The organism is Curtobacterium sp. MCJR17_043 (genome assembly GCF_003224315.2).
Taxonomy (GTDB): Bacteria; Actinomycetota; Actinomycetes; order Actinomycetales; family Microbacteriaceae; genus Curtobacterium.
The window spans coordinates 162850-176029 of the sequence record NZ_CP126259.1; the positions used below are offsets into that span (position 1 = coordinate 162850).

At 67.5% G+C, this 13180-nt stretch carries 5 protein-coding genes and 3 pseudogenes; 1 reads left to right on the plus strand and 7 read right to left on the minus strand.

Translation table 11 applies throughout. From position 1 onward, the window contains the following. Positions 1-8 precede the first annotated feature (8 nt). From DEJ15_RS19220 to DEJ15_RS19230, 5 genes and pseudogenes are all read right to left on the minus strand, one after another. A complete protein-coding gene (locus tag DEJ15_RS19220; RefSeq protein WP_502866136.1) occupies positions 9-1130 on the minus strand; it encodes a type II secretion system F family protein in 1122 nt (373 codons plus the stop codon). A gap of 106 nt (positions 1131-1236) precedes the next feature. After that, positions 1237-1434 carry a hypothetical protein gene (locus tag DEJ15_RS00820; RefSeq protein WP_284175401.1) on the minus strand — a complete coding sequence of 66 codons (198 nt, stop codon included), beginning with the start codon at positions 1432-1434 and terminating at the stop codon, positions 1237-1239. 133 nt (positions 1435-1567) lie between these two features. After that, positions 1568-2083, minus strand: a pseudogene (locus DEJ15_RS00825) (type IV pilus twitching motility protein PilT); the annotation flags it as partial. A 787-nt stretch (positions 2084-2870) separates the two neighbouring features. Next, the gene (locus DEJ15_RS19225; RefSeq protein WP_502866181.1) at positions 2871-3272 is read right to left on the minus strand and encodes a GspE/PulE family protein; all 402 of its coding nucleotides are present in this window, start codon (positions 3270-3272) and stop codon (positions 2871-2873) included. 88 nt (positions 3273-3360) lie between these two features. Then, positions 3361-4248, minus strand: a pseudogene (locus DEJ15_RS19230) (GspE/PulE family protein); the annotation flags it as partial. A 624-nt stretch (positions 4249-4872) separates the two neighbouring features. Here DEJ15_RS19230 and DEJ15_RS00840 point away from each other — a divergent pair. Further along, entirely contained in the window at positions 4873-5271 is a 399-nt protein-coding gene (locus DEJ15_RS00840) for a VOC family protein (RefSeq protein ID WP_110824267.1), read from the plus strand. Positions 5272-5445: 174 nt separating this feature from the next. Here DEJ15_RS00840 and DEJ15_RS00845 read toward each other — a convergent pair. Further along, positions 5446-9329: pseudogene (locus DEJ15_RS00845) on the minus strand (DNA-directed RNA polymerase subunit beta'). A gap of 47 nt (positions 9330-9376) precedes the next feature. After that, the gene (gene rpoB, locus DEJ15_RS00850; protein ID WP_110824269.1) at positions 9377-12865 is read right to left on the minus strand and encodes a DNA-directed RNA polymerase subunit beta; all 3489 of its coding nucleotides are present in this window, start codon (positions 12863-12865) and stop codon (positions 9377-9379) included. Positions 12866-13180 lie beyond the last annotated feature (315 nt).

Below are 13180 nucleotides of genomic sequence, written 5' to 3' on the forward strand. Positions count from 1 at the left end.
CGCCCTGCCTACTTGACCAGGGTGGTGATCTGGAAGATCGGCAGGTAGAGCGCGACGATCATGCCGCCGACGACGACGCCGAGGAACGCGATCAGGAGTGGCTCGATCAGGGACGTCAGCGCCTCGGTCGTCGCTTCGACTTCCGCGTCGTAGAACACCGCGATCTTCTCGAGCATGACCTCGAGGGAACCAGCGTCTTCACCGACGGAGACCATCTGCGCCACCATGCTCGGGAAGATATCTTCCTCGGCGAGCGGTTCGGCGATCGTCGTGCCTTTCCGTACCGATTCGGAAACGCGCGCAGTTGCATTCTCGATGACGATGTTCCCGGAGACCTGACCGGCGATCTGCAGGCCCTGGAGGATCGGCACGCCCGCGGCGATCATGTTCGAGAGATTACGGGAGAACCGGGCGATGACGATCTTCCGGTTCAACGCGCCGAACACCGGCACGCGGAGCTTGATCGGGTCGAAGAACGAGCGAACCCTCACCGAGTTCTTGTTGGCGCGCCACCAGAGCCAGGCCACGATCACCAACGGGATGAGGACCGGCAAGACGAACTTCATCGAGCGGGACGCGTAGACGAGCAGCATCGTCGGCAGCGGGAGGGTTCCCCCCCCAGGTTGGAGAACATGTCCTGGAAGATCGGCACGATGAAGATCAGCATGATCGCCACCGCGGCGAGCGACATGATGAGCACGACGACCGGGTAGGTCATGGCCGACTTGATCGTCGTGCGGAGCTTGTGCTCCTTCTCGAAGTTCGTCGCGATCGAGTCCATCGCCTGGTCGAGGAACCCGCCGGTCTCCCCCCGCGCGGATCATGTTGATCATGATCGGCGGGAAGTCGGCCTCGTAGCGACCAACGGCGTCCGAGAAGGAGACACCCTGCTCGACCTCGTCGCGGACCTTCTGGAGGATGCCCTTGAGTTTCTTGTTCTCGGTCTGGTCCGCGAGGATCCCGAGCGTCTTCAGCAGGGACAACCCCGACGACAGCATCGTCGACGCCTGCCGCGCCATGACCGCGAGGTCCTTGAGGCCGACGCCTTTCTCGAAGCCGGGGATCTTGATCTCGGTCTGCAGGCCCGTGCCGGCCTTGGCCTCGGTGATCGCGATCGGCGAGACGCCCATCCCCCCGGAGCCGCTGGACGACGGCCCCCCTCGGAGGCGGCGTCGAGCCGACCCTTGACGAGCTTGCCGGAGCCGTCGCGGCCCCGGTAGTCGAACGCGAGGGACATCAGTAACCTCCGGAGAACTTGTCGCCGAAGTCGATCCCGCTCGCGGCGATCGCGTCGGCGGACGCGTCGGACGGTGATTCGACGCGCTGCACCAGCCGGTCGAAGCCCTCGAGGTCGTGGACCTTCTCGAGCGCCGCCTTGCGGGTGATGGTGCCGACGTTGACCAGTTCGGCCAGGTCCTGGTCCATGGTGTGCATGCCCGCGTCCCGCCCCGCCTGCATTGCCGAGGTGATCTGGTACGTCTTGCCCTCGCGGATGAGGTTGCCGATGGCGGGGGGTGGTCTTCATGATCTCGGTGGACACGATGCGCCCGGTGCCGTTCGCCTTCGGGACGAGGGTCTGGCAGACGACGCCTTCGAGCGTCGCCGCGAGCTGCGTGCGGATCTGCCCCTGCTGGTGCGGTGGGAAGACGTCGATGACGCGGTCGATCGTGCCGGGAGCGCTCTGCGTGTGCAGGGTCGCGAAGACGAGGTGGCCGGTCTCGGCGGCGGTCAGCGCGACCGAGATCGTCTCGAGGTCGCGGAGCTCGCCGATGAGGATGACGTCCGGGTCCTGGCGGAGGACGTGCTTGAGCGCGCGGGCGAAGGAGTGGGTGTCCGCCCCGACCTCCCGCTGGTTGATGATCGCCTTCTTGTGCTCGTGCATGAACTCGATCGGGTCCTCGACCGTGACGATGTGGTCGGCGCGGGTCTCGTTGACGAGGTCGATGAGCGCGGCGAGCGTCGTGGACTTGCCCGAGCCGGTCGGCCCGGTGACGAGGACGAGCCCGCGGGACAGCTTCGAGAACTCCCCGACGTGCTCGGGGATCCCGAGCTGCTTCAGCGTCTTGATCTTCGTGGGGATGATGCGGAAGGCCGCTCCCCCAGTTGCCGCGCTGCTGGTAGAAGTTCACGCGGAAGCGGTACTCCGGCGACAGCGAGTACGCGAAGTCGAGTTCCTGCTCCTGGTCGAACTGCGCGGCCTGGTCGCCCGACAGGAGCGTCTTGAGGGCGGCGATGACCTTGTTGCGGGCCCACGGGCCTCCCGGCACGGCGGGTCGGAGCGACCCGTCGACCCGCACGGTCGGCGGGGCGTCCGCGGTCACGTGCAGGTCCGATGCGCCCTGGTAGACGACCTGCGCGAGGGCGGTGATGAGGTCGGAGTCGGCCACCTCGCGCGCGTGGCGGGTGAAGTTGATCTCGGGGCTGCCGGTCGGCGTGACCACCTGGGTCGGCGCGTGCGGCGCGACGCTCGGGAGGCTCGTGGTCGCGGCCGCGGGCGCCACCGGCAAGCGCTCGGTCACCTGGTACGGGTCGTACCCGTAGGTGGCGGTCGACGGCGGGACCGCGGCCGGCGGGGTCGCCGGCACGGCCTGCGGCTGCGCGACGGGGACGGCGACGGGCTGCCCGACCGGCGCGGACCACGCGGTCAGGTCGTCGCCGAGGTCGTAGACGGCCGCCGACGGCCCGGCTGCCGCGGCGGGCGGGTACGAGGTCGGTGCCGCCTGCGCGGCCTGCGCGAGGCGTGCGGCACGGCGACCGCCGACCTCGACACCGGGCATGCCGGGCGTCCCGGGGTGCCAGCCGGCCACCGGCTCGTCGCTGGCGGGCGTCACGTCGTAGACGGACTCGGTCATCTGCTCGTCCTCCAGGGGCTACGCGACCACGCGCAGGATCTCGTCGACGCTCGTGAGTCCGAGCTTGACCTTCTCCCACCCGTCCATCCGGAGGGTGAGCATGCCCTGCTGCTGGGCGACACGGCCGATCTCCGCGCTCGAGGCACGGGCGACGGCGAGCCGCTCGATCTCCTCCGTGACGGTCATCACCTCGTGCAGTGCGATGCGCCCGCGGTACCCGGTGTTCGAGCACACGGCGCAGCCGAGGGGAGCGAAGAAGTCCGGGACGGCGGCGTCGGGCGCGTCGAGGAACCCGAGGGCGTGCAGCTGCTCGGCCTCGTACACGGCGGGCACCTTGCAGCGGTCGCAGAGCTTGCGTGCGAGGCGTTGGGCGACGACGCAGTCGAGGGCGGACCCGACCAGGAACGGTTCGATGTCCATCTCGGTGAGGCGGGTGACGGCCGAGGGGGGCGTCGTTCGTGTGCAGGGTGGAGAGCACGAGGTGGCCGGTGAGGGACGCCTCGATCGCGATCTGCGCGGTCTCGTGGTCGCGGATCTCACCGAGGAGCACGACGTCCGGGTCGGACCGGAGGATGCTGCGGAGGGCGGACGCGAACGTCAGGCCGGCCTTCGGGTTGACCTGCACCTGGTTGACGCCGGCCATCCGGTACTCGACCGGGTCCTCGACCGTGATGACGTTGATCTCCGGCTTCGCGACGGCGTTCAGCGTCGTGTACAGCGTCGTGGACTTGCCGGAACCGGTCGGGCCGGTGACCAGGATCATGCCGTACGGCTTCGAGTAGGACTTCTGGTACGCCGCCGCGTTGCGGTCGAGCAGGTTGAGGTCCTTGAGGGTCAACGACGTGTTCGTGTTGTCGAGGATCCGCATGACGACCTTCTCGCCCCACACGGTCGGCAGGGTCGCCACGCGCAGGTCGATCTGCCGACCACCGTGCCGCACGGACATACGGCCGTCCTGCGGCTTCCGACGCTCGGCGATGTCGATGTCGCTCATGATCTTGAGCCGGCTGATGACGCCGTTCTGGATGTTCTTCGGCGCCGGGGTCATCTCGTGCAGCACGCCGTCGATGCGGTAGCGGACCCGGACCTCGTGCTCGCCGGGCTCGATGTGGATGTCGGACGCGTGGTCCTGGATCGCCTGGGACACGAGCAGGTTCACGAAGCGCACGATCGGCACGTCGTCCAGGGAGCCGTCGCCGATGTCCGCCTGCTGCTCGTTCGAGCGCGAGGCCTCTTCCTCGAGCGAGGAGGTGAGGTCGTTGAGCTCGTCGTCGGCACGGAGGTACCGGTCGAACGCGGCGAGCAGGTCGCGCTCGTCGACCTGCAGGGGCTTGATCGGGCGACCGGAGGCCGCGCGGGCGTCGTCGATCGCCAGGACGTTCGCCGGGTTCACCATGGCGAGCACGAGGGTCTCCCCCCTCGAACCCGATCCCGAGGACCGAGTGCCGGCGGCAGAGCGGTGCGGGCAGCACCGAGACCGCGGTGCCGTCGACCGGGTAGTCGGTGAGCGGGACGGTCTTCGAGTTGTGCGAGGCGGCGCGCGCGGTGATGTACTGCGCCTCGCTCACCACGCCCTGTTCGACCAGCGAGCGGATCGCCTGCTCGTCGACGTCCTCGTGGCCGGTCATGGCGTCGAGGTACTCGATCGGGAGCGCACCGTTGAGGATGAGGATCTCGGACAGGGTTGCCATGAGCCCTGTACCTCCTTGCTGCCGGGCGCGCCGAAGCGGCGTGGTTCGATGCGCGCCGCCAGGGGTACGACGCTCGTCCACGCTACGTCCGGGCACGCTCCCGGAGCAGTCCCAGAAGGAGGGGGCGGAGGAGTTGTTGCTGGACCCAGAACAGGGGTACCGACGGGTATCGAGGTGACGGCGAACGCGCATGACCGACAGCATCAGCCCCACCGATCGCGTCGCGTTCCCGAACGGATCCTCCTGTGCACGGCCGGCGCGCAGGACCGGCTGTGGCGGGGAAGTCGCGACCCCTCGACGCGCCCGGTGAGCAGGGACCATGATGAGGCATGGACATCACGAGCGTGACCGTGGGGCTGCCCGTCACCGACCTCGAGGCGTCCTGCCTCTGGTACGGCGCGGTGTTCGAACGACTCGAGCCGGACCTCGAACCGACCGAGGGCGTCGCCGAGTACGAGGTCGGCGGGATCTGGATCCAGCTCCTCGAGGACCCCGATGCCGACGAGAACCCGGCGACCGTCCGCTTCGGCGTCGACGACGTGGCCGCCCAGCACGCCCGGATCGCCGCGCTCGGCATCGACGTGGGTCCGGTCGAGTGTGTCGACGGTGCGGTCGACTGGTTCGACGTCCGCGACCCGGACGGCAACGTCCTCAACCTGTACTCGCTCGCCGACGAGCGCGGGCGCGGATCCGGCGGCCGCGACAGCGGCGCCGACCGCCCCGTCTAGGAATCCAGACGGCAGGCCGGGAGGCCCGTGACGGGGCCGCCCCGGGCCTCCCGTCCGGCTCCGCCCACAACGGGCTCCGCCCACAACGGGCTCCGCCCACAACGGGCTCCGCCCACAACGGGGAAGGGCCCCGCATCCTGACGGATGCGGGGCCCTTCCTGGGGGTCACTCGGTTCAGTTGTACGTGCCCGGCGTGAAGTCGTCCGACGAGAAGCTGTCGAAGTCGACGAAGCTCAGGTCGGCGTCCGAGAACGACGAGTCGTCCGCGAAGATGCGGTTCGGGTACCGCTCCGCCTTCGCTTCCTCCGTCGCGTTCACGTCCACGTCGCGGTACCGGCTGAGGCCCGTCCCGGCGGGGATGAGCTTCCCGATGATGACGTTCTCCTTGAGGCCGACGAGCTGGTCCTGCTTGCCCTCCATGGCCGCCTGCGTCAGGACGCGGGTGGTCTCCTGGAAGGACGCGGCGGACAGCCACGACTCGGTCGCGAGGGACGCCTTCGTGATGCCCATGACCTCCTGGCGAGCCGAGGCGGTCTTGCGACCCTCCTGCAGCGCCGCCCGGTTGATCGCGTTGTAGCGCGACCGGTCGACGAGCTCACCCGGCAGCAGGTCGGTGTCGGCGTGGTCGACGACGGTGACCTTGCGGAGCATCTGGCGGACGATGACCTCGATGTGCTTGTCGTGGATCGGCACACCCTGCGAGCCGTACACGTCCTGCACACCGTTGACCAGGTGCTTCTGGACCTCACGGACACCCTTGACCCGGAGGACTTCCTTCGGGTCGACGGTGCCGGCGATGAACTGCTCGCCGAGCTCGACGTGCTGCCCGTCCTCGATGAGGAGGGTCGCACGCTTGAGCACCGGGTAGATGAACGGCTCGTCGCCGTTGTCCGGCGTGAGGATGATCCGACGACCCTTGTCCGTGTCCTCGATCGTGGCGCGGCCGGGGGGCCTCGGCGATCGGGGACGCGCCCTTCGGGGTGCGGGCCTCGAAGAGCTCGGTCACGCGGGGCAGACCCTGCGTGATGTCGTCGGCCGAGGCCGAACCACCCGTGTGGAAGGTACGCATCGTCAGCTGGGTACCGGGCTCACCGATGGACTGGGCGGCGATGATGCCGACCGCCTCACCGATGTCGACCAGGTTGCCCGTGGCGAGCGAGCGGCCGTAGCACTGCGCGCAGACACCGACGGCCGACTCGCAGGTCAGGACCGAGCGCACCTTGATGCTCTCGACACCGGCAGCGAGCAGCTTGTCGAGGAGGACGTCACCGACGTCCTCGCCGGCCTCGGCCACCACGGTGCCCGAGGCGTCGACGGCCTCGGTCGCGAGGGTGCGCGAGTAGACGGTGTTCTCGACGCGCGGGTCGCGGACGAGCCCGCCGTCAGCACCGACCGTCGCGATCGGCAGCTCGAGGCCACGGGTCGTCCCGCAGTCGTCCTCACGGATGATGACGTCCTGCGACACGTCCACGAGACGACGGGTCAGGTAGCCCGAGTCAGCGGTACGGAGTGCCGTGTCCGCCAGACCCTTGCGAGCACCGTGCGTGGCGATGAAGTACTCCGCCACGGTCAGGCCCTCGCGGTACGAGTTGATGATCGGGCGGGCGATGATCTCGCCCTTCGGGTTGTTCACCAGACCACGCATACCGGCGATGTTGCGCACCTGCAGCCAGTTACCACGAGCACCGGACGACACCATGCGGTTGATGGTGTTGTCGACCGGGAAGTTGTCGCGCATCTCCTGCGCGATCTCGTTCGTGGCCTCGGTCCAGATCTTGATCAGGTCGGCGCGACGCTCGGAGTCGGTGATCAGACCCTTGTCGAACTCGCCCTGCACCTTGGCGGCCTGGACCTCGTAGCCCGCGATGATCTCCTTCTTGCGAGGAGGCGTCACGACGTCCGACAGGGCGACGGTCACACCGGAGCGGGTGCCCCAGTAGAAGCCGGCGTCCTTGATCCGGTCGAGCGCAGCGGCCGTCTCGGTCTTGGAGTAGCGCTCGGCGAGGTCGTTGACGATCGCGGAGAGCGTGCCCTTGTCGGTGACCCGCTGGACGAACGGGTAGTCCGCCGGCAGGGTCTCGTTGAAGAGCGCACGGCCCAGGGTGGTCTCGAGGAGGATCGGCTGACCGACCTCGTAGCCCTCCGGCGCCTCACCCTCGGCGAAGTGGACACCCGTCATGCGGATCTTCACCATCGCGTTGAGGTGCAGCGTGTTCTGGTCCTTCGCGAGGATCGCCTCGGCGACGGAGGAGAACGCCCGGCCCTCACCCACGGCGCCCTCACGGACGGTCGTCAGGTGGTGCAGACCGATGATCATGTCCTGCGCGGGCAGGGTCACCGGACGGCCGTCGGACGGCTTGAGGATGTTGTTCGAGGCGAGCATCAGGATGCGGGCCTCGGCCTGGGCCTCGACCGACAGCGGCAGGTGCACGGCCATCTGGTCACCGTCGAAGTCCGCGTTGAACGCAGCACAGACCAGCGGGTGGAGCTGGATGGCCTTGCCCTCGACGAGCTGCGGCTCGAACGCCTGGATGCCGAGACGGTGCAGCGTGGGCGCACGGTTCAGCAGCACGGGGCGCTCGCGGATGATCTCCTCGAGCACGTCCCACACCTGGGCGCGCGAACGCTCGACCATGCGCTTGGCCGACTTGATGTTCTGCGCGTGCGACAGGTCGATCAGGCGCTTGATGACGAACGGCTTGAACAGCTCGAGCGCCATCTGCTTGGGCAGACCGCACTGGTGGAGCTTGAGCTGCGGGCCGACGATGATGACCGAACGGCCCGAGTAGTCGACGCGCTTGCCGAGCAGGTTCTGGCGGAAACGACCCTGCTTGCCCTTGAGCATGTCGCTCAGGGACTTCAGGGCGCGGTTGCCGGTACCCGTGACCGGACGTCCACGGCGACCGTTGTCGAACAGCGCGTCGACCGCTTCCTGCAGCATGCGCTTCTCGTTGTTCACGATGATCTCGGGGGGCACCGAGGTCGAGCAGGCGGCGGAGACGGTTGTTGCGGTTGATCACACGACGGTAGAGGTCGTTGAGGTCCGACGTGGCGAAGCGGCCACCGTCGAGCTGCACCATCGGGCGGAGCTCCGGCGGGATGACCGGCACGACGTCGAGCACCATCGCGGCCGGCGAGTTGCCGGTGGCGAGGAAGGAGCTGACGACGCGCAGGCGCTTGATCGCGCGGATCTTCTTCTGGCCCTTGCCCTCGGCGATCTGCAGACGCAGCGCCTCGGCCTCGGCGGCCAGGTCGAAGGCCTCGAGCCGCAGCTTGATCGCCTCGGCGCCCATGTAGGCGTCGAAGTAGATCCCGAAGCGGTCCTGGAGCTCGTGGAAGACGGCGTCCTCGGGCTTGAGGTCGCCCACCTTGAGGTTGCGGAAGTCCTCCCACACGCGCTCGAGGCGGGTGATGTCCTCGTCGAAGGACTTGCGGACCTGGGACATCTCCTTCTCGGCGGTGTCCTTGGTCCGGCGCTTCACGTCGGCCTTGGCGCCCTCCTCTTCAAGGGCTGCGAGGTCGTCCTCGAGCTTCTTGAGGCGGTCGGCGATGATCGAGTCGCGCTGGTTCTCGAGGTTCTTGATCTCGAGGCGCATCTCGTTCTCGAGGCCGGGCATGTCGGCGTGACGGCCCTCCTCGTCGATGCTGATGATCATGTACGCGGCGAAGTAGATGACCTTCTCGAGGTCCTTCGGCGCCATGTCCAGCAGGTAGCCCAGGCGCGACGGGACGCCCTTGAAGTACCAGATGTGCGTGACGGGCGCGGCGAGCTCGATGTGGCCCATGCGCTCACGGCGGACCGAGGACTTGGTGACCTCGACGCCGCAGCGCTCGCAGACGATGCCCTTGAAGCGGACACGCTTGTACTTGCCACAGGCGCACTCCCAGTCGCGGGAGGGACCGAAGATCTGCTCGCCGAACAGACCGTCCTTCTCGGGCTTCAGGGTGCGGTAGTTGATGGTCTCCGGCTTCTTGACCTCGCCGTACGACCACTGGCGGATGTCCTCGGCGGTCGCGAGACCGATCCGAATGGCATCAAAGGAAGTTGCTTCGAGCAATGTTCTTCTCTCTTGCTGAGTTCGAAACGTGTTCGGTACGGGAGGGATCAGATGTCGTCGACGGACGACGACTCGAACCGCGAGGAGATGTTGATGCCGAGCTCTTCAGCGGCACGGAAGACCTCGTCGTCCGTGTCGCGGAGGCTGACCGCCTGGCCGTCCGCCGAGAGGACCTCGACGTTCAGGCAGAGCGACTGCATCTCCTTCATGAGGACCTTGAACGACTCCGGGATGCCGGGCTCCTGGATGTTCTCGCCCTTGACGATCGCCTCGTAGACCTTCACGCGGCCGAGGATGTCGTCGGACTTGATCGTCAGGAGCTCCTGGAGGGCGTACGCGGCACCGTATGCCTCGAGCGCCCACACCTCCATCTCACCGAAGCGCTGTCCACCGAACTGCGCCTTCCCACCCAGCGGCTGCTGCGTGATCATCGAGTACGGGCCGGTCGAACGGGCGTGGATCTTGTCGTCGACCAGGTGGTGCAGCTTCAGGATGTACATGTAGCCGACCGAGACGGGCTCCGGGAACGGCTCGCCGGAGCGACCGTCGAAGAGCTGCGCCTTGCCCGAGGAACCGATCAGGCGCTCGCCGTCACGGTTCGGGAGCGTGGAGTCGAGGAGGCCCTCGATCTCGCGCTCGTACGCACCGTCGAACACCGGGGTGGCGACCTTCGTGCCGGGGGCTGCGCTGTGCGCGGCCTCGGGCAGGGCGGAGGCCCACTCCTGGATGCCCTCGACGTTCCAGCCCTGCTTCGCGAGCCACCCGAGGTGGATCTCGAGGACCTGGCCGAAGTTCATGCGGCCGGGGACGCCGAGCGGGTTGAGGACGATGTCGACCGGGGTGCCGTCCGCGAGGAAGGGCATGTCCTCCACGGGAAGGATCGTCGAGATGACGCCCTTGTTGCCGTGGCGGCCGGCGAGCTTGTCACCCGCGGTGATCTTGCGCTTCTGGGCGATGTAGACGACCACGCGCTGGTTGACGCCCGAGCCGAGCTCGTCGTCGCCGTCCTGCGAGTCGAACACCTTGACGCCGATGATCGTGCCCTCTTCACCGTGGGGCACCTTGAGCGAGGTGTCGCGGACTTCGCGCGACTTCTCGTTGAAGATGGCACGGAGCAGGCGCTCCTCGGCACTCAGCTCGGTCTCGCCCTTCGGCGTGACCTTGCCGACCAGGATGTCGCCGGGGCGGACCTCGGCACCGATCCGGATGATGCCGCGCTCGTCGAGGTCGGCCAGGAGGTCCGGGCTGACGTTCGGGAGGTCGCGGGTGATCTCCTCTTTCCCGAGCTTCGTGTCGCGGGCGTCGACCTCGTACTCCTCGATGTGGATCGAGGAGAGCGTGTCGTCCTTCACGAGGTTCTGCGACAGGATCATCGCGTCCTCGTAGTTGTAGCCCTCCCACGGCATGAACGCGACGAGGAGGTTCTTGCCGAGCGCGAGCTCGCCGTTCTCCGTCGCGGGGCCGTCGGCGATGACCTCGCCCTGCTCCACACGCTCACCGGCGCTGACGATCACGCGGTGGTTGTAGCTGGTGCCCTGGTTCGAGCGGTCGAACTTGCGCAGGTAGTAGGTCTGCGTGCCGCCCTCGTCGAGCTGCAGGGTCACGGCGTCGGCCGAGACCTCGGAGACGACGCCCGCCTTGTCGGCGGTGACGACGTCACCGGCGTCGATGGCGGTGTAGCCCTCCATGCCGGTGCCGACGAGCGGCGACTCGGAGCGGAGGAGCGGCACGGCCTGGCGCTGCATGTTCGCACCCATGAGGGCGCGGTTCGCGTCGTCGTGCTCGAGGAACGGGATGAGCGAGGTCGCGACCGACACCATCTGGCGCGGCGAGACGTCCATGTAGTCGACCTCGTCCTTGCCGACGAGCTCGACCTCCCCGCCCTTCTTGCGGACGAGCACCTTGTCGTCCTGGAAGTGGAAGTCGTCCGTCAGCGGGGCGTTGGCCTGCGCGACGACGAAGTCGTCCTCTTCCGAGGCCGTGAGGTAGTCGATGGTCGTGGTGACCTGACCGTTCACGACCCGGCGGTACGGGGTCTCGATGAAGCCGAAGGAGTTGATCCGACCGAACGACGCGAGCGAACCGATCAGGCCGATGTTCGGGCCTTCCGGGGTCTCGATCGGGCACATGCGGCCGTAGTGCGACGGGTGGACGTCGCGGACCTCGACGCCGGCACGCTCACGGGACAGACCACCCGGGCCGAGGGCCGACAGACGCCGCTTGTGCGTCAGGCCCGCGAGCGGGTTGTTCTGGTCCATGAACTGCGACAGCTGGCTGGTCCCGAAGAACTCCTTGATCGCGGCGACGACGGGACGCACGTTGATGAGCGTCTGCGGCGTGATGGCCTCGATGTCCTGCGTGGTCATGCGCTCGCGGACGACGCGCTCCATGCGGGACAGACCCGTGCGGACCTGGTTCTGGATGAGCTCGCCGACGGCGCGGATGCGACGGTTGCCGAAGTGGTCGATGTCGTCCACGTCGAGGCGGAGCTGGACCGGCTCGCCGTCACGGATGCCGTCCATCGTGGTGCGCTCGGCGTGCAGCGACACGAGGTACTTGATCGTCGCGACGATGTCCTTGACGGTGAGCACCGAGTCGGACAGCGGGGCGTCGATGCCGAGCTTGCGGTCGAGCTTGTACCGACCGACCTTGGCCAGGTCGTAGCGCTTCGGGTTGAAGTAGAAGTTGTCGAGGAGCGCACGCGCGGCCTCGGCGGCGACCTGCTCGCCCGGACGGAGCTTCCGGTAGATGTCCTTGAGCGCCTCTTCCTTCGTGAGGACGGCGTCCTTCTCGAGGGTCGACTCCATGGACGCGAAGCCCTGGAACTCCTCCATGATCTCTTCGCTCGTCAGGCCGAGGGCCTTGAGGAAGACGGTCACGGACTGCTTGCGCTTGCGGTCGATGCGCACGCCCACCTGGTCGCGCTTGTCGATCTCGAACTCGAGCCACGCACCGCGCGACGGGATGATGCGAGCGGAGTAGATGTCCTTGTCGGACGTCTTCTCCTGGGCGCGCTCGAAGTACACGCCCGGCGAGCGGACGAGCTGCGAGACGACGACACGCTCGGTGCCGTTGATGATGAACGTGCCGCGCTCGGTCATGAGCGGGAAGTCGCCCATGAAGACCGTCTGCGTCTTGATCTCACCCGTCATGTGGTTCATGAACTCGGCGTTGACGTACAGCGGAGCGGCGTAGGTCTTGCCGCGCTCCTTGCAGTCGTCGATCGAGTACTTCGGGTCCTCGAGCTCCGGCGACGTGAACGAGAGCTGCATGGTCTCGCCGAGGTCCTCGATCGGGGAGATCTCCTCGAAGATCTCCTCGAGGCCGGAGTGCAGCGCGAGGTCGGTGCGACCCTGCTCCTGCCCTTCGGCGAGGCGGGCCTTCCATGCGTCGTTGCCGACGAGCCAGTCGAAGCTCTCCGTCTGGAGGGCGAGCAGATCAGGAACCGTGAGGGTGTCCGTGATCTTGGCGAACGAGAGTCGCGAGTGGTTGCGACCGTTCTTGGGGTTGGTGGATGCGTTGGGCGCAGCAGCCAAGGGTTTGACCTCCGGTAGGCCCCGTCGGGCCGACACTGACGAGCAGTGTGTAGGTGAGTGGATTGATCGCTCGGCGCAACCCGATGATCACGACACGAGTACGGTGAGGCTCCGGGTCCGGAGCCGCCTGTGGGATGATCGGTGAGCGGGCCCCGCCGCCATATACGGGACCGGCATCACCAGGCGTGTTCTGCGAAGCACCTGCTGAGAGGCGTCTTCGAGGAACTCGGTCGACCGCAATATGACGACACGGATGCCAGGGAGCGCGAACTGTCATCATAGGTCGGGGACGAGTGCGCTGTCCAGTCCTGGCTT